14 protein-coding genes and 1 pseudogene are annotated in these 17,838 nt (G+C 63.5%); 10 read left to right on the top strand and 5 right to left on the bottom strand.

Annotated elements, in window-relative coordinates; genetic code table 11:
* Window positions 1–37 precede the first annotated feature (37 nt).
* Window positions 38–1,033, bottom strand: a complete 996-nt coding sequence (locus HH302_RS04370) for a zinc-dependent alcohol dehydrogenase family protein (RefSeq protein ID WP_253945987.1) — start codon at window positions 1,031–1,033, stop codon at window positions 38–40.
* A gap of 202 nt (window positions 1,034–1,235) precedes the next feature.
* Between HH302_RS04370 and HH302_RS04375 the strand changes: the two genes are divergently transcribed.
* The 7 genes from HH302_RS04375 to HH302_RS04405 all read left to right on the top strand — a co-directional run bounded on the left by HH302_RS04375 (window position 1,236) and on the right by HH302_RS04405 (window position 10,392).
* On the top strand, window positions 1,236–1,655 hold the full coding sequence (locus HH302_RS04375) for a peroxiredoxin (protein WP_246479624.1): 420 nt from the start codon (window positions 1,236–1,238) through the stop codon (window positions 1,653–1,655).
* On the top strand, window positions 1,655–2,134 hold the full coding sequence (locus tag HH302_RS04380) for a peptidylprolyl isomerase (RefSeq protein WP_172198717.1): 480 nt from the start codon (window positions 1,655–1,657) through the stop codon (window positions 2,132–2,134). Before HH302_RS04375 ends, HH302_RS04380 begins: the two co-directional genes overlap by 1 nt.
* Before the next feature lie 512 nt (window positions 2,135–2,646).
* Window positions 2,647–4,851 (top strand): ABC transporter substrate-binding protein, encoded by a 2,205-nt coding sequence (locus tag HH302_RS04385; protein WP_172198720.1) that lies wholly within the window; start codon window positions 2,647–2,649, stop codon window positions 4,849–4,851.
* Complete coding sequence (locus HH302_RS04390; protein ID WP_172198723.1) at window positions 4,848–5,825, top strand: ABC transporter permease; 978 nt, start codon at window positions 4,848–4,850, stop codon at window positions 5,823–5,825. Before HH302_RS04385 ends, HH302_RS04390 begins: the two co-directional genes overlap by 4 nt.
* Complete coding sequence (locus HH302_RS04395; protein ID WP_172198726.1) at window positions 5,822–7,270, top strand: ABC transporter permease; 1,449 nt, start codon at window positions 5,822–5,824, stop codon at window positions 7,268–7,270. Before HH302_RS04390 ends, HH302_RS04395 begins: the two co-directional genes overlap by 4 nt.
* Window positions 7,267–9,288 carry a dipeptide ABC transporter ATP-binding protein gene (locus tag HH302_RS04400; RefSeq protein WP_172198729.1) on the top strand — a complete coding sequence of 674 codons (2,022 nt, stop codon included), beginning with the start codon at window positions 7,267–7,269 and terminating at the stop codon, window positions 9,286–9,288. Before HH302_RS04395 ends, HH302_RS04400 begins: the two co-directional genes overlap by 4 nt.
* Before the next feature lie 210 nt (window positions 9,289–9,498).
* Window positions 9,499–10,392, top strand: coding sequence for a THxN family PEP-CTERM protein (locus HH302_RS04405; RefSeq protein WP_172198732.1), 894 nt, complete (start codon window positions 9,499–9,501; stop codon window positions 10,390–10,392).
* A 45-nt stretch (window positions 10,393–10,437) separates the two neighbouring features.
* On the opposite strand, the gene HH302_RS04410 is transcribed toward HH302_RS04405, so the two are convergent.
* From HH302_RS04410 to aat, 3 genes are read right to left on the bottom strand one after another with little or no spacing between them, the layout of a single operon-like run.
* Window positions 10,438–11,817: an FAD-binding oxidoreductase gene (locus HH302_RS04410; RefSeq protein WP_253945988.1), complete on the bottom strand. Its 1,380-nt coding sequence runs from the start codon at window positions 11,815–11,817 to the stop codon at window positions 10,438–10,440.
* Window positions 11,818–11,847: 30 nt separating this feature from the next.
* Window positions 11,848–12,594: an arginyltransferase gene (locus HH302_RS04415; protein WP_172198738.1), complete on the bottom strand. Its 747-nt coding sequence runs from the start codon at window positions 12,592–12,594 to the stop codon at window positions 11,848–11,850.
* On the bottom strand, window positions 12,591–13,310 hold the full coding sequence (gene aat / locus HH302_RS04420) for a leucyl/phenylalanyl-tRNA--protein transferase (RefSeq protein WP_172198741.1): 720 nt from the start codon (window positions 13,308–13,310) through the stop codon (window positions 12,591–12,593). Before aat ends, HH302_RS04415 begins: the two co-directional genes overlap by 4 nt.
* A 199-nt stretch (window positions 13,311–13,509) precedes the next feature.
* Between aat and HH302_RS04425 the strand changes: the two genes are divergently transcribed.
* From HH302_RS04425 to HH302_RS22695, 3 genes and pseudogenes are all read left to right on the top strand, one after another.
* Window positions 13,510–15,504: a M3 family metallopeptidase gene (locus HH302_RS04425; protein ID WP_172198744.1), complete on the top strand. Its 1,995-nt coding sequence runs from the start codon at window positions 13,510–13,512 to the stop codon at window positions 15,502–15,504.
* A gap of 11 nt (window positions 15,505–15,515) precedes the next feature.
* A pseudogene (locus tag HH302_RS04430) lies at window positions 15,516–16,694 on the top strand (M61 family metallopeptidase); the annotation flags it as partial.
* Between the two features lie 114 nt (window positions 16,695–16,808).
* The gene (locus HH302_RS22695) at window positions 16,809–17,300 is read left to right on the top strand and encodes a PDZ domain-containing protein (RefSeq protein WP_371814611.1); all 492 of its coding nucleotides are present in this window, start codon (window positions 16,809–16,811) and stop codon (window positions 17,298–17,300) included.
* Window positions 17,301–17,306: 6 nt separating this feature from the next.
* Here HH302_RS22695 and HH302_RS04435 read toward each other — a convergent pair whose 3' ends face one another.
* Entirely contained in the window at window positions 17,307–17,831 is a 525-nt protein-coding gene (locus HH302_RS04435; protein WP_172198748.1) for a DUF2946 family protein, read from the bottom strand.
* Between the last annotated feature and the right edge of the window lie 7 nt (window positions 17,832–17,838).

Raw genomic sequence — 17,838 nt, forward strand, 5'->3', positions numbered from 1 at the left:
GTATTTTTGTACAGAAACAGCTGTTGCGCAAGCGAGCTCAGGGGATCAGGACGGCTGCGCCCTGCAGCTTGCCGTTGCGTAGCTGTGCGAGGGCGTGGTTTGCGCGTGCAAGCGGAAAGCGTGTGACCTCGGTATGTACCGGATGCTGGCGCATGAGTTCAAGGAATGCGGTGCCATCCTGACGGGTGAGGTTGGCGACGGAGCGGATCTGACGTTCGCCCCAAAGCGCTGCGTAGGGAAAGCCCGGAATGTCGCTCATGTGGATGCCGGCACAGACCACCACACCGCCTTTGCGAAGCGCTGCGAGTGCCTTGGGCACCAGCGTGCCGACCGGAGCGAAGATCAGCGCCGCGTCGAGTTGCTCGGGCGCGGCAACGTCCGAATTGCCCGCCCACACCGCACCGAGCGAACGCGCGAATTGTTGGCTTTCGTGATCGTCCGGCCGGGTGAATGCATACACCTCACGGCCTTGCTGGCGTGCCACCTGGGCGACGATGTGGGCCGCCGCACCGAATCCGTAGAGCCCGATTCGTGTGCCGCTGCCGGCCATGCTGAGCGCGCGGTAGCCGATCAGGCCTGCACATAGCTGCGGCGCCAAGGAGGCGGCGTCGTCGCCATCCGGCAGCGCGAAACAGTATCGCGCGTCGGCGACGCAGTGTTCCGCATAACCGCCGTCGATCTGGCATCCGGTGAAGCGCGCCTGATCGCACAGGTTCTCGCGGCCGCTCACGCAATACGCGCATCGGCCACATGTCCAGCCAAGCCAGGGCACGCCAACGCGCTGGCCGCGACTGAAGCCGCCAACGCCTGCCCCGACAGCCTCCACTCGCGCGACGATCTCGTGTCCCGGTACGATGGGCGTGTGCGCTTGCGGCAGTTCGCCGTCGACCAAGTGGAGATCTGTGCGACAAACGCCACAGGCTTCGACGCGAAGGAGCAGTTGGCCGTATGCTGGCTGCGGCACAGCGCGTTCGATTTCGACGAGCGCTTGATTCGGGTGTTGCAGTTGCATTGCGCGGGACGTGCGAACCATGAGACCTCCTGATGTCGGATGCTTGTGGTGCAGCGTGGCTTGATCTAATCCTAGTGGACTTGCGGGCGCATGGCGCAGGAGGTGCGGCATGGAGTGCGGCGTCGGGGCAGATCGACTTCCGGTAGAATCCGGCCCACACCCGGGAGGCACAGCATTGGCTCCGGGCTGCGTCGCGCCGCACTTTGTGCTGCCCGATGCGGACATGGAGACTTTCGACCTGCGTGATGCGACGCAGCGTGGCGTGGTCGTGCTGTGCTTCTACCCTCGTGATGGAACACCTGCCTGTACGCGGCAGGCGATTGAATTCAGCGACCACGAAGACGACTTCATCCGTGAAGGGGCGGCCGTCATCGGGATCAGCCCGGACGATTGCCTGACGCACGCCGCGTTTCGCGATGAGCATGGGATTTCGATCCGCCTGCTGTCCGATCCCGACCTGGAAGTGTGCCGACTCTATGGGGTGCTGCACCGACGTGAGGGCTGTGAGCGCGATACCGTGCGCCGCACAACCATCCTGATCGATCGCGCCGGTGTTGTGCGTCACCTCATTGATGACGTTCAGCTACGTGGGCACGCAGCCGAAGTACTCAAGCTCGTTAAAGAAATAGCAAGGAACAACTAATGGAAATCGTAAAGAACGCCGTCGTGACCCTGAACTACACCGTTCATGACCCGGACGGCAACATGATCGACGACGGCAAGAACCCGCTGGTCTATCTGCATGGTGGCTACGACGCCATCTTCCCGCACCTGGAAGAGGCGCTGCACGGCAAGTCGGTTGGCGAGAAGATCGTCGTCAAGCTTCAGCCGGAAGATGCGTTTGGCGATTACGACGAAAGCCTGGTCATGATCGAGCCGGCCGACCTGTTCCCGGACAACATCGAGATCGGCATGGCGTTCGAGCGCGTCGGTGAAGACGGTGAAGAGGACATGCTTTTCCGCGTGACCGATATCGCCGAGGGCAAGGTCGTGGTGGATGGCAATCACCCGCTCGCTGGCACCGCGTTGGTGTTCGACGTGACGGTGGCGGAAGTGCGTATGGCGACGGCGGAAGAGATTTCGCATGGTCATGTGCACGGCGCAGGTGGTCATCAGCACTGATTGCTGAAGCGCCCGGCTTGCCGGGCGCTCTGCATGCAAGAAAACGGCATTCGGGCCTTGGCCTGGATGCCGTTTTCTTTTGTGCCGCCAGCAGGAAAGTTTCGGGCGCCTGGCAACAAGCGCTCAAGTCGGCAGCCCGGTAACGTCCGCCGCGTCATTGCAGTGTGGCGGGCCGCGTCGTTGGCACCGTGGTGGTGCCAAGTTGCTTGCCTGGAGGGGTCAGGCTTGGGATGTGGCGCGCGGCATTGCTTGCGACCGAGACGGCGTTTGTCGATTGACATGCGGTGAATGTTGCGCGGAATGCGACTGGAAGTTCGATGTATTGCGTGAGTCGTGAAGAGCAGGGTGTGTCCAGGTCGTCGGATGGCTGCTTTGGCATGAATGCTGCTAAACCCGAAACTTTTACTGGATTCGTGTCTGATGTTTGAACCGATGTTGGATGCTGTAGCGCGGGATCGCGCGATTCGGATGAGTCTTGATGCCGGGTCGGCGCCGCGATGGATCGCGTCGTCATGATCACGACGAAGCTGAGCTTTCTGGCGGCGTTGCTGATGGGCGCGGCGCTCGTCCTGACCGGTTGTGATGAGGTGTGGAACAGCCCATATCCTGCGGCTGAGCGAGAAAAGCGCTTCCTGCACGAAGAGTTCAACTCGCGTCCGAAACACTTTGATCCGGTGCAGTCCTACGTCGAAGACGAAGCGTGGTTCACCTACTCGATCTACGAGACGCTCTACGAATTTCATTACCTCAAGCGCCCTTTCGAGTTGCAACCGGGGCTTGCTGCCGCGATGCCGAAGGTCAGTTACCTCGACAAACAGGGCCAACCGTTGCCAACGGACGCCCCTGCGGCCGACATCGCACAAAGCGTCTACGAGATACCGTTGAAGTCGGGGGTGCGCTTCCAGCCCCATCCGGCCTTGGCGCGTGATGGCGCCGGCAAGCTGCGGTATGAGGGGCTCGACGATGCGAAGCTGGGCGGGCGTTCGCAAATCACCGATTTCGAGTTCACCGGCACGCGCGAGCTGGTGTCGGAGGACTTCGCCTACGGTATCAAGCGGATTGCGCGCCCGAAGCTGGAATCCCCCTCGCTCGAGCTATTCAAGCAGATCCTTGGTTTTGATGAGCTGATTGCGCAGCTGGAAGCCGACGTGAAGGCCGGCAAGGCGGACCCGGATGGCTGGATCGATCTGCGCAAGTACCCTTTGGCCGGCGTTGAGACGCCTGATCCGCACACGCTTCGGATTCGCCTGAAGGGCAAGTATCCGCAGTTCATCTACTGGCTTGCGATGCCGTTCTCGGCGCCGATGCCTTGGGAGGCGGAGAAGTTCTACGCTCAGCCGGGCATGGCCAAGCGCGAACTCACGCTCGACATGTGGCCGATCGGAACCGGCCCGTTCATGCTCACGCGAAACCGCCCGTTGCGCGAGATCCTGATGGAGCGGAATCCGAACTTCCGCGAGCAGACATACCCGTGCGAAGGCGCGCCCGGCGACAAGGAGCGCGGCTTGCTCGACGATTGCGGCAAGCGTCTGCCGATGATCGACGGCGTGAAGTTCGTCTACGAGAAAGAGGCGACGCCGTTCTGGAACAAGTTCCTGCAGGGCTATTACGACTTCTATGCCTCGACCCGCTTCAAGACGATGGCGAGTTTCGATACCGCGCTGCAGATGCAGGGCGGTGGGCTCTCGCTATCCGATGCGATGAAGAAGCAGGGCATCACGCTGAAGACCGAGATCGAGCCGGCCACCGAGTACTTCTTCGTGAACATGCTCGACCCGCTGATCGGCGATGGCGGGCCGACGCCGCGGGCGCGTGAGCGCGCCCGCAAGGTACGTCAGGCGATGGCGATTGCGTTCGACATGGAGGAGTACCTGTCGATCATGAAGAACGGCCTCGGCATTCCCATGCAGGGACCGATTCCGCCGGGGATTGCCGGCTACAAGACAGGCGAGGCGGGCATCAACCCCTATGCCTTCACATGGAAGAACGGTCGCCCCAAGTTGCGCTCGATCGACGAGGCCAAGCGCTTGCTGGCCGAGGCGGGCTATCCGAACGGACGCGACGAAAAAACGGGTGAACCGTTGGTCATCAACCTCGACGTCTACGACGTATTCAAGCGCGAGCAGTTAGAGATCGTCATCAAGCAGATGAAGCGCATCGACATCCAGCTGGTGCCGCGACTGACCGAGTGGAACCGCTGGCAGGAAATGCACCGCAAGGGCGCGGCTCAGCTCTCGTTCTGGGGCTGGAACGCGGACTACCCCGATCCGGAAAACTTCCTCTTCCTCTTCTACAGCAAGAACAGCAAGGCGAAATACCAGGGTGAGAACGTCACGAACTACAACAATCCGGAGTTCGACAAGCTGTTTGAGCAATTCCGTGGCATGGACGTGACTGCAGACCGGCAGCCAATCATCGACAAGATGGCCGACCTGGTGAGGCGCGATGCACCGGTGCTGGCCGGCTGGCACAACGAGGCCTTCGAGCTCTCACACAGTTGGCTGCGTAACTCGATGCCGGTGCGCATGCTGCACACCAATCGCAAGTACCTCTCGCTCGACGTTGCGAAACGCAATGCGCTGTCGGCACAGTGGAATCGCCCACAGCTGTGGCCGTTGGCGCTGCTGTTCGCGGCAATCGCTGCGCTCGCTGTGCTCGGCGTGCGCCACTACCGCCGCCATGAAGCCCAAACGGCCCGCTCGGAGGCTGCCCAATGATTGCTTACCTCATCCGGCGTCTGCTATGGGCCTTGCCCACTTTGCTGGGCGTCAATCTGCTCGTCTTTGCTTTGTTCTTCATCGTCAGTAGCCCTGACGACATGGCGCGTGCACAACTGGGCGCCAAACGCGTGACGCAGGAGGCAATCGAACGCTGGAAGGCGGATCACGGCTACAACAAGCCGCTGTTCTACAACCACGACGCGGAGGGCTCGGCGCGGTTTACCGACACCATCTTCGTGCAGAAATCCGCCCGCATGTTCCTGCTCGATTTCGGCAAGAGTGACCTCGGGCGCGACATCAACCATGAGCTGTCTGCACGCATGTGGCCGTCGCTCGCGCTGGCACTTCCGGTCTTCTTGATTGGCCTCTTTGTTGCAGTCGTCGCGGCAATGGTATTGGCGTTCTTCCGTGCGACCTGGCTCGACTACTCTGGCGTGATTGCCTGCGTTCTGCTGATGTCGATCTCCAGCCTGTTCTACATCATCGCCGGCCAATTCATTGTCGCCAGGGCATGGAGCCTTGTGCCGATTTCCGGTTACCAGAGCGGCATGGATGCGATGCGTTTTCTGGCGCTGCCCGTGCTGGTCGGCGTGGTGGCGGGCTTGGGCTCGAACGTGCGTTGGTACCGCGCGATCTTCCTTGAAGAAATCGGCAAGGATTACGTGCGTACCGCGCGGGCCAAGGGCTTGTCCGAGGGCGCAGTGCTGTTCCGCCACGTGTTGAAGAACGCAATGATCCCGATCCTTACAGGCACCGTTGTGGTGATTCCGTCGCTGTTCCTCGGCAGCCTGATCAGTGAGGACTTCTTCGGCATCCCGGGGCTGGGCAGCTTCACGATCGAGGCGATCATGATGCAGGACTTCGCCATCGTCCGCGCCATGGTGTTCATCGGCGCCTTGCTCTACATCCTGGGCCTGATCCTGACCGACCTTTCCTACACCCTGGTTGACCCGAGGGTGCGACTGCAATGAGCGATTTCCAGATTGTTGTCCTGTGGTCGGACGTGCTGTTCGCGGTTCTGCTTGCTGCGCTCGCGGCGGGCATCACCTATGCGTTTCGCCATGAGCACCTGCGCCGCGCATGGCACACCGTGTTCGCGAACCGCAGCGCGATGGCCGCGTTGGTGATCCTGCTGGCTTACCTGCTGGTAACCGTGCTCGATTCCTTCCATTACCGCCCCGCGCTTGACCAGCCGGCCGGTGCGCCGCAGACCAAGGTGCAGTACTCGGTCGAGGTGCTGTCGGTGTTGGACGTCGCGCTTTCAACGCTGCGCGATACCCGCGAGAAGACCTACTCCGCGCCATTCGCGACGCACTTCTTCGAAAAGCAGATGCTCGAAGCGCCGGACGGCAAGCAATACCGCGACTACCCACGGCTCAAGTTCGGCGGCGCGCACCTCAAGGATCCTGCGGAGCGCGCCGGCGACATTGCTGTGCGTGCCGCATGCGGCGCCGCGATCGGCGGCCTTCTGTGGCTGCTGGCTATGCTCCCGATCGTGCGGGGCGTTGCGCGTAGGCATGGTTGGACGCTGGCGCGGGCCGCACGCGAAGTGCTGCGCGGCGGCACTCAGATCGCGTGGGATGGCTTTGCCTGGGCGCTGCTGTTCGTGCTGGTTCTCGCGGGCGTGCTCGGCACTTTATCGGGCCACTACCATGTATTCGGCACCGACGCGACCGGCAACGACGTGCTCTACCAGACACTCAAGGCGATGCGCGTCGCGCTGATGATCGGCACCCTGGCCACGCTTGTGGTGCTGCCGCTTGGCATCGGCCTCGGGCTCGCAGCGGGTTACTACCGTGGTTGGGTGGACGACACGATCCAGTACATCTACACGGTGATCAGTTCGATCCCCTATGTGCTGTTGATTGCCGCCGCATCGCTGATGATGACGATGCTGATCGAACGCAATGGGGCGCTGTTTACGACCGCTGCATCGCGCGCCGACGCCAAGCTGGTGGCCCTGTGCGCCATCATCGGCGCGATTTCCTGGACCACGCTGTGCCGGCTGATCCGCGCCGAGACCCTGAAGCTGCGCGAGCTCGACTATGTGCAGGCCGCGCGCTGCTTCGGTGTGTCGAGCCTGCGCATCATGCTGCGCCACATCCTGCCGAATGCCTTCCACATCGTGCTGATCACCGTGGTGCTGGATTTTTCCGGCCTGGTGCTCGCAGAAGCGGTGCTGTCGTTCGTCGGTGTGGGCGTCGATCCGACATCGATCAGCTTCGGCATGATGATCAACAAGGCGCGTGGCGAGCTCGCGCGCGATCCGCTGATCTGGTGGTCGATCAGCGCAGCCTTTGTCTTCATGGTGAGTCTGGTGCTCGCCGCCAACCTGTTTGCCGATGCTGTGCGCGAGGCGTTTGACCCGCGTGCTTTGCCGTCGCGCCGCCGCCTTCGCCTGGGAGCCGCAAAATGAGTCAGGCCCCCGTTGAAACCGTACTCGCGCTGCGCGAGCTTTCGATGCACATCGACAGCGAGCGGGGCGTCGTGCGCGCGCTCGATCGCGTGTCGTTCGAAATCCGCGCCGGTGAGACCTTCGCGCTGCTCGGCGAATCCGGCTGCGGCAAGTCGATGACCGCACTCTCGCTGATGCGGCTGTTGCCGCCCGCGGGGCGTGTTGCCGGTGGTGAGGTGCGCATGGGCGGGCGCGATCTCTGCAGCCTGACCGAGGCGCAGATGCGCCGGGTGCGTGGCGGCGATCTCGCGATGATCTTCCAGGAGCCGGGCACCAGCCTCAATGCGGTGCTGACGGTCGGCCAGCAATTGGGCGAGGTGCTCGCGATCCACCGCGGCCTGAAAGGCGCCGCGGCGCGCGCCGAGGCTGTGGCGTTGATGAAGCAGGTCGGTATCCCCGATCCGGAACGCAGACTGACTGAATATCCGTTCCAGTTCTCGGGCGGCATGAAGCAGCGCGTGATGATCGCGATGGCGCTTGCCGGCAAGCCGAAGCTCCTGATCGCTGATGAACCGACGACCGCGCTCGATGTGACAATCCAGGCGCAGGTGCTCGATCTGATGGCGACGCTGCAACGCGAGCAGCGCATGGCGATGATGCTGATCACGCACGACCTGGGTGTGGTCGCCAAGATGGCGCATCGCATCGGCGTGATGTACGCCGGCCACTTGATCGAGGAAGCGCCGCGTGAGCGTTTCTTTGCCAAGCCGGCGCACCCCTATTCGGTGAAGCTATTTGAGGCGCTGCCGGAGGGGCATCGCCAAGCCGGCAAACTTGCGACGATTCCGGGCTCGGTGCCGCCGCTCACCACCGATTTCATTGGCTGCCGTTTCGCTGAACGCTGCCCCCACGCGTGGGACCGTTGCCGGGGCGAAGCGCCTGCGTGGCACGACTTGGGCGAGGGGCAGCGGGTGCGTTGCCACCTTTACGATGCGGTCGAGGCAGGGCGCTTGGCCGCGCGCTCGGGCGCGGCAGAGCAAGTCGCAAAGCCGGTTACGCGCAGTGGTGATACGTTGCTGGAAGTCGAGCAATTGCAGGTGCACTTCCCGATCAAGCGTGGGGTCTTCCAGCGCACCGTGGGCCACGTCAAAGCTGTGGACGGCGTGAGCCTGACGCTGCGCGCCGGTCGAACATTGGCGCTGGTTGGCGAATCGGGTTGCGGCAAGACCACCGCCGGCAAGGCGATTCTTCGCTTGATCGAACCCACCGGCGGTCGTGCCCGGCTAGGCGGGGCCGATCTCGGCGGGCTCGATGGCAAGGCGCTGCGTGCGCTGCGCTCGAAGATGCAGATGGTGTTCCAGGACCCGTTCGGCTCGCTGAACCCGCGTTTGCGTGTGGCCGAGATCATCGACGAGGGGATGGATGCGCTGGGCATCGGTGGCGATGCCGACGCACGCCGGCAACGCATCCTCGAAATCATGCGGCTGGTTGGTCTGCGGCCCGAGATGGCGGATCGTTACCCGCACGAGTTTTCCGGCGGCCAGCGTCAGCGTATCGCCGTGGCACGGGCGCTGGCGGTGTCGCCTCAGCTGATCGTGTGCGACGAGCCGACTTCGGCGCTGGATGTGTCGGTGCAGGCGCAGATCCTGAATCTGCTGCAGGAACTGCAGGCGGAGCTGGGCCTCGCTTACCTGTTCATCACCCACAACATCGGCGTCGTCGAATACCTCGCGCATGAAGTGGCGGTGATGTATCTGGGCCGCATTGTCGAGCAGGGTAGCGCCGAAGAGGTGCTCAAATCGCCGCGCCACCCCTACACGCAGGCGCTGCTGGCGGCGGTGCCGCGGGCGGAATTGAGTGAAGCGCAAGCGAGCGCACTGCCGCCGCTGAAGGGTGATTTGCCATCGCCGTCGAACCCGCCACAGGGCTGTCATTTCCACCCGCGCTGCCCGAAAGCCGGCGACGCATGCCGGCACGACTATCCGCCCTCCGTCGCAATGTCCTCGACGCATACGGTGGCTTGCCACTTCGCGCGTTGAGCGCGATCGGTCCAGCAACAAGGCACCGTCGGGTGCCTTGTTGCTTTAACGGCGCGTATCGAAGAATCTGCTGCAGTCGGCGAATTTGACAAATCGCTTCTCGCGCTGGCTGCGTGCATAGAAAAGCAACGGGGATTCAGTTGCTTGGCGGCTGGGTACGTCTGATGCTTGTTTCAGGACAAACGCCTTTGGTTGTCAAAGGAGGGTGTCATGAGACGTCTGAACCAAGCAATTGCGGCGCTCGCCGCTGCGGGTTTCGGCCTCGCCGCAGCGCCGGCTCAGTCCGCCGCGATCTCGGAATGGGGCTTCACGATCGACTCGGGCTTCATCGCCTACACGGATACCTACGGCGGCACGGCGGGCATCACTGGCAGCGCGGCCAACGCACGCCTGAGCGCAGAGAACGGCATCATTGGTCTGCAGGGCGGCGGCGGGTTTGATTTTTCAACCGTTGGCGATGTGTATTCGAAGCTCGCCTGGGGTATTCCTGCCAGCGCGGGCGGGCAGTCCTCGCTGTCGGTCGGTGCGGCGACGAATGGCCGTGAAACCGGGTCGCTGATGACCAACGGCGGTGAAGTGGCGACCGTCAAGGTGGTGCACAACAACTTCCCGGTCTATGCGCCATCGCTGCGCAGCGCGACCTTGTTCGACATGGTCAATCTGGATCCGCTGGTGCCGGATCTGCCGGGTTTCGATGCGCCGGCTTTGCTTTTTGCGATCCACTTCCTCGAAACGGATAACGACGGTTCCTGCGAAGTGGCGAGCCCGATCCCGTGTAATGACATCTTTGTGATTGACGTGGCGGGCGCCGGTTTCAACCCGGTCGACAAGACCTTCAATCAGACCTTTGCGTACGGTGCTGATCTCTACAACGCCAAGGTCAGGGTGGATGGTGTTGATGTGCTGACGAATGCCGCATGTGGCGCCGTGGGTGTGGCAAATGGCTGCCTTGGCTTCACGACCGTGGAAGGCCTGAGCAACGAGTTCCAGGTGTACTTCGAGATCACCGATAAGCCGTACGAAACGCCAGAGCCGGCCGCGCTCGGCTTGCTCGGCGCGGCGCTGGCCTTGCTTGCATGGCGGCAACACCGCAACGGCAGATGACCGACGGGTTTCGATCGAACAACGGCGGGGCAACCCGCCGTTTCTTCATTCCGGCAAGACCTTCCCCGGGTTGAGCAGATTCAAGGGGTCGAGTGCTTGCTTGATCGCTCGCATCACTGATACGGCCGTTTCTCCGTGCTCAAGCGCGAGGAACTGCGCTTTGCCGAAGCCGATGCCGTGCTCACCGGTGCAGGTGCCTTCATGGGCCAAGGCGCGCCGCACCAGGCGATCGTGAAACGCCTCGGCACGCGCGTTGTCATCGGGGCTGGCCGGATCGGTGAGCACCAGCACATGAAAGTTGCCGTCGCCGACATGGCCGAGGATCGGGGCGATCAATCCGTTAGCCTCGATATCGTCTCGCGTCGCGGCGATGCAGTCCGCCAGTTGTGAGATCGGCACGCACACATCAGTCGTCAGTGAGCGCCAGCCAGGTTTGAGGTTGATGCATGCAAAGTAGGCGTCGTGACGCGCCTGCCATAGCCGGCTGCGGTCTTCTGGCCGGTTCGCCCACGAAAAATCGGTGCCGCCAAACTCCTTCGATAAGGCTTGCACCGTACTTGCCTGTTCGTCGACGCCGGCAGCGCTGCCGTGGAATTCGAAGAACAGCGTTGGGGCCTCTTGCAGCGCGGTCTTGCTGTAGGCGTTGATCGCCTGAACCGACAGCGTGTCCAGCAGCTCGATGCGCGCGATCGGTACGCCGAGCTGGATCGTCTGGATCACGCAGCGCACCGCGTAATGCACGCTCGGAAAACAGCACACGGCGGCGGCGATGGCTTCGGGCACCGGGTAGAGCTTCAACGTGAGCTCGGTGATGATGCCCAGCGTACCTTCGGAGCCGACCATGAGGCGCGCAAGGTCGTAACCGGCCGCGCTCTTGCGCGCGCGCCCTCCGGTGCGAAGGACGCGGCCATCGGCCAGCACGGCGGTGGCGCCGAGCAGGTTCTCGCGCATCGTGCCGTAGCGCACCGCATTCGTGCCGGATGCGCGGGTCGCGGCCATGCCGCCCAGCGTCGCATCGGCCCCCGGATCGATCGGGAAGAACAGTCCGCTATCGCGGATCTCGGCGTTCAGCTGCTTGCGGGTGACGCCTGGTTGCACGGTGACATCGAAGTCCTCTGCGTGCAGGGCGACGATACGGTTCATCTGTGTGAGATCGATGCACACCCCGCCTCGCACCGCGAGCACATGACCTTCCAGCGAGGAGCCGGCGCCAAACGGAATCATCGGCACGCCGGCCGCATGGCAGGCGCGTGCGATCGCCGCGACTTCGTCAGTCGTATGCGGGAACACTACAGCGTCGGGCAGGGCAGGCGGGAAGTGCGACTCATCGCGGCCGTGATGCTCGCGCACCGCCTGCGTGATGCTGACGCGACCCGGCAACATGTGCTCGAGCGTTTCGATCAACGCTGCGGGAAGACGGTTCATCGTCATGGTGTCCGCAGGCGCCCTTGGGGCTCAGCCTAGCGTTTCGAAATCGCTGTCGGTGAGTTCGCGCCAGAGGCCGTCGACGCGCCCTTCAAGCGGGCGGAAGCGCGACTTGTAGTTCATCTTTCGACTGTCACGAATCCAGTAGCCCAGGTAGAGGTAGGGCAGGCCGGCACGTCGGCAGGCGTCGATCTGCCACAGGATCGCGAACGTGCCGAGGCTCGCCGATTCGAGGTCCGGGTCGTAAAAGGTGTAGACGCTCGACAGCCCGTCGGTGAGGCAGTCAACGATGCTGACCATACGCAGCACACCGGCCTCGCGAAACTCGATCAGTCGCGTGTCGATGTGGCTTTGCAGCAGAAAGTGCGAGTACTGCTCGCGGCTATCCTGGTCCATGCCGCCACCGGCGTGGCGGCTTGCCTGGTAGCGCTGGTAGAGGTCGTAGTGCTCCTCGTTGAACACGAGTGCGTGCTCGGCAGCGACCAAGCCGGCATTCCGTTGGGCGGCCCGGCGCTGGCTACGTGCTGGCAGGAAGCGATCAACCGGGACTCGCACCGGTACGCAGGCGCGGCAGGTATCGCAATGCGGCCGGTAGGTGAAGACGCCGCTGCGGCGAAAGCCATTGCGCAGCAAGTCGCTGTAGAGCGGCGTGTCGATCATGTGGCCCGGCGTAGCAACCTGCGAACGTGCGATGCGGTCTGGCAGGTAGGAGCAGGCGTAGGGCGCCGTGGCGTAGAACTGCAGAAACGCGTAGGGCAGGTCTTTCAGCAAAGTCATGTTTGCATGTCCCCCCAGTCAATGTCCTGCATTTGCGTGCGCAGCCAGCGGGCAGGCTGCGCGTCGGCCGCGTGCGCGTCCAGCAATGCGACGAACTCGCCACGCGGAACCTCTCTGCCGCCAAGCGAGGCCAGATGCGCGGTGTTCATCTGGCAATCTATCACCTTGAAATCGCGGCGTTCAAGGTCGCGCACCAGATGGGCGAGGGCTGCCTTGGAGGCATCGGTTCGGCGGGCGAACATGGATTCACCGAAGAACACCTTGCCAATGGCCATGCCGTAAAGCCCACCGACCAGCTCGTCGCCCTGCCAGCTTTCGACGCTGTGCGCCCAGCCGAGTTCATGCATTTCGCAGTAGGCGGCGCGCATCTCGTCGGTGATCCAGGTGCCGCCGCCCGGTTCACGCGGGGCGGCGCAGGCGGCAATGACCTGTGCAAATGCGGTGTCGCAGCGGATTTCGAAGACACCGCGGCGCAAGGTCTTGCGCAGCGAGCGGGAGTACTTGAATTCACGCGGGAGCAGCACCATGCGCGGATCGGGGCTCCACCAGAGGATCGGGTCGCCCGGCGAGAACCACGGAAAAATGCCGCGGCGGTATGCCGCGAGCAGCCAGTCCGGTGCGAGTTGCCCGCCAGCCGCGAGCAGGCCGTTCGGCTCGCGTAGTGCGCGGTGAAGCGGCGGAAAGGCAGGGCGACGCGGGTCAAGCCAGTCGATCATTGGGCGGGCGCATGGCAGCAGTATCGGCGCGAGTATAGGCCGGGCGCGACGCGGGCGACGCTGGCGTGCCCGCGCGTCGCCTATTCGCATGCGGCTGCCGCGCTCGCGAACGCTGGTGCTGCGCCGCAACGGCATGATCGGTCACTTTGACACGTCACGGCAGCTGCAACTGTTGGCTGCGTTGAACCGGGAGCATGCAATGCGGAAGAGTCTTGCCTGTGTGGGTCTGTTGTTGGGTACGAGTGCGGCACTGCCGGCCTATGCGGCAGAGGCGCAGGCCATGCAGGGTGCGATCAGCATCCCCGGCGCGGAGCAGATTCCGCAGCGCTGTGACGAGGTGCTGGCCTCGCTGCGCGCGCAAGTGAAAGCGCTTGAGGCGATCCCGCCCGGCAAGCTTTCCGCCGCGAGCGTGTTGAATGGCTGGAATCGACTGGCGCTCGATGAATATGCGCTGGTTGGGCCCTTGTCGCTTGCCGCGGAGACGCATCCCGAGGCGGCGGTGCGTACCGCCTCCGAGGCCTGCACGCTGAAGCTGGCTGCGTTCGACAACGAATACCTGCAGAGCGAAGCCCTGTTTCGCGTGATCAAGGCTGCGCAGGGTCAGGACGCAATCGAGCGCAATGCCCTCAGCCGCATCCTCGAGGACTTCGAAGACCGCGGCATCGGGCTCGACCCCGCGCGCCGCGAGCGGCTGCGCACGATCTTCGAACGGATCGAATTGCTCGCACAGGAGTTCAATCGCAACGTGCGCGACGTAACGACTCGCGTCAGCTTCACTGCCGCCGAGCTGGACGGTGTGCCTGCGGCCTACCTGGAATCCGCCAAGAAGAACGAGCAGGGCGAGTATCAGATCGGGCTGGATTATCCGGATCGCGATGCGATCCTGCAGAACGCGAAGAACGAGGACACCCGGAAGCGTTTCTACATCGAGTTCTTCCGGCGCGGTGGCGAGCGCAACCTTGCGATCCTCAACGAAGTGGATGGTCTGCGTACCGAGATCGCGGGCCTCTTCGGCCTGCCCAGTTACGCCGCGTGGCAGTTGCGTACCCGCATGGCAGGTACGCCGGAAACGGTTGATCGTTTCCTCGCCGAGATGCAGGCCGCTGTTGCGCCGGTGGAGCGTTCAGACATCGCGGTGCTGCGTGATGCAAAGCGCAAGCTGACCGGCCAGCCGGATGCCGAACTGAAGCGTTGGGACGTCGATTTCTACGACAACCTCGTCAAGCGCGAGCGCTTCAGCGTCGATCCGCAGCGGGTTCGCGCGCAGTTCCCGACCGAGCCGACGGTGGCCTGGCTGCTCGATGTCAGCAGCCGGCTGTACGGCCTGCGTTTCAAGGCCAACAGCACCTTGCCGGTGTGGCACAAGGATGTGCGCCCCTACGATGTAATCGATGCGAAGAGCGGGCGTTACCTGTCGAGCTTCTACCTCGATCTGTTCCCGCGTGAAGGCAAGTACAAGCACGCTGCCGCGTTCCCGGTGCGTCAGGTCAGCACGGCCGCAGGGTCGACGCCGATTTCTGTGATGGTGAGCAACTTCTCGCGCGAGGGATTCAGCCAGGACGAAGTGGAAACCCTGTTCCACGAGTTCGGCCACATCCTGCACGGCGTGTTGTCGCAAACCCGCTACGCGATGGATGCCGGCACCTCAGTTCGGCGCGACTTCGTCGAAGCGCCGTCGATGATGTTCCAGGAATGGCCGTGGCGGCCGGAAGTCACACGCCGCTTCAGCGCGGTGTGCCCGACTTGCAAGCCGCTGGATGCCAAGTTGATCGCCCGACTCGAAGCCGCGAGCCGCTTTGGCAAGGGCATCTGGTTTGCACGGCAGAATTTCTATTCACGCTACGACATGGCGCTGGCCAGCGCCAAGCCGGGTGAAGCCCAATCCGTGTGGCGTGCGATGGAGGCAGAGACCCCGCTCGGCACCGTCGAGGGCACGCTGCAGCCGGCCAACTTCGGCCACCTGCTCGGTGGTTATGCGGCGGGCTACTACGGCTACATGTGGGCGATGGCGTTGGGCCTGGACATGCTGACGGCTTTCGGCAAGGACGCAATGGACGTCAAGGTTGGCGCCCGTTATCGCAGCACCATCCTGGAACGCGGTGGTGAGGTCCCGCCGACCGAGCTGGTCACGCAGTTCCTCGGCCGCAAGCCCGACAACCGGGCCTTCTTCAATCGCATCAACGGCAAGCCCTGAGGACGTTGCGCATGAGCGTGCATCACGATATCCGCTACACGATTACGCCGGTTGATCCGGCTGCGCACCTCTTCAAGGTGACACTGGAAGCGGACGCCCCGGAATCCGGCATGCAGTTCGTACTGCCGGCCTGGATTCCCGGGAGCTACATGGTGCGCGAGTTCGCACGCAACATCGTGTGGTTGAAAGCCGAGGTCGATGGCGAACCGGCAGCAATCGAGAAGTGCGACAAACACACCTGGGTGCTCGGCCGAGTGCCGGGCGGCGCGAAGTCGGTGCGGCTACGTTACGCCGTCTACGCATGGGATCTGTCGGTGCGTTGCGCGCATCTGGATCAGAGCCATGGGTTCTTCAATGGCACGCAGGTCTTCCTGCGCGTCCTGGGTCGTGAAGCGCTACCGCACCGCGTGCGGATCGACCCGCCGGCGGGTGTGCGCGATTGGACCGTAGCCACGACGCTGCCTGAAGCCAGCGGGCGCGGTGCGGCGAAGCGTCGCGGTTTTGGCTGGTACGTGGCCGCCGACTACGACGCGCTGATCGACCACCCGGTCGAGATGGGGCGTCTGACCTGGGCGAGTTTCGATGTGCGCGGCGTAGCCCACGACTTCGCGATCAACGGCCGGCATGACTGCGATCTCGAACGGCTGATGGCAGATCTCGCCAAGGCCTGTGAGGCCCAGTGCGCGTTGTTCGGCGACGCACCGCCGCCGTTCGGCCGCTACCTCTTCATGCTGACCGTGGTCGGCGACGGCTACGGTGGTCTTGAGCATCGGGATTCGACGGCCTTGCTGGCGTCGCGGAGCGATCTGCCCTTCGTCGGCATGAAGGCGACGACCGAGGCGTATCGGGGCTTCCTCGGCCTGTGCAGTCACGAGTACTTCCACGCCTGGAACGTCAAGCGCATCAAGCCGGCCACCTTCGCACCCTACGACCTCCAGCAGGAGAACTACACGCGGTTGCTCTGGTTGTTCGAGGGCTTCACCTCGTACTACGACGACCTCGCGCTGGTGCGGGCGGGGCTGATCACGCGTGACGAGTATCTCGGCATGCTGGCGAAGACGATCTCTGCGGTTCAGCGCGGCGCCGGGCGCACGCTGCAATCGGTGGCGGACTCGTCTTTCGACGCCTGGATCAAGTACTACCGCCAGGACGAGAACGCGCCGAATGCGATCGTCAGCTACTACGCCAAGGGCTCGCTGGTGGCGCTGGCGCTTGATCTGGCTTTGCGTGCGAAGAGTGGCGGCGAGAAGTCGCTCGATGATGTGATGCGCCTGCTGTGGGCACGGTTCGGCGACGGCTCTGGCGTGCCTGAGGCTGCGCTGCCTGCGCTGATTCGGGACGCGACCGGCGTCGATGTATCTCGACTGCTGCGTCAGGCGACAGAGGGCTGCGAGGATCTTCCCTTGAGCAAGCTGCTGCGGGCGCTCGGTGTAAGCCTGACTTGGGAGGCGGACGGCGAGTTGCCGTCGATCGGCGCGAAAGTGGCGAGCGAGGGCGAGTCGATCAAGCTCGCGCAGGTCTTCACGGATGGCCCCGCGCATGCAGCCGGGCTGTCGGCTGGGGATTTGCTGGTGGCGCTCGATGGGCTGCGGGTCAAGGCCGGTGGGCTTGATGCGCGCCTTGCCCGCATGCAAGCCGGCACCACCGTGTCAGTGCACGCCTTCCGCCGCGATGAACTGTTTGAAACTCGCCTGCAGTTGGCGCCGCCGCCTACGGTGAAGGCCAAGTTGGCAGAAGACAAGCGCGCCGGCAAACCGGTGGCTGCGCTGCGCGAGGCGTGGATCGGACGTCGTTGAACGCCGTCAGGCGATCGGCTCGGGGTTGGTTGTGAAGCCGAAGCGGGCGGCCACGTCGGCCGCCTGAATCGGATTGACGGATACGGTTCGTTCGCCGAGCGCGAGCTCGCCATGTTGAAGGTCGGCACCGAGCCGGAGTTGATCGGCGAGTGCGACAAGATCCTGGCTGGCGATGAGCCCGACACCAATGTCGGTGTCGACGAGCAGTGCGCCATGTTCGTCGACAAACGCTGCGCACGCGCTTGCAGTGTGGCCGGTATGGCTGATCAGTCGCTGCGGTGTCGCGGCATTCCAGCCAAACACCCACGGCGTGTAATCAAGGGTGACGTATACGCGCTGCGGGCCGTTCTGGAAGAACCAGCGCCCCTCATCATCGTGTTGATAGTTGCGGCCGATGAATTCCGACAGGCCGCGATGGCGCACGACCTCGCCCTGCAAACGCCAGCGGCCGCCGCGATCCAGCGATAACCAGCCGTAGCAGGCCGGCACATCCGGCCAGCGAACGAGGGATCGGAGGACCGCCTCATCCATCAGTTCA

Source organism: Niveibacterium sp. COAC-50 (assembly GCF_013184235.1).
Lineage (GTDB): Bacteria > Pseudomonadota > Gammaproteobacteria > Burkholderiales > Rhodocyclaceae > Niveibacterium > Niveibacterium microcysteis.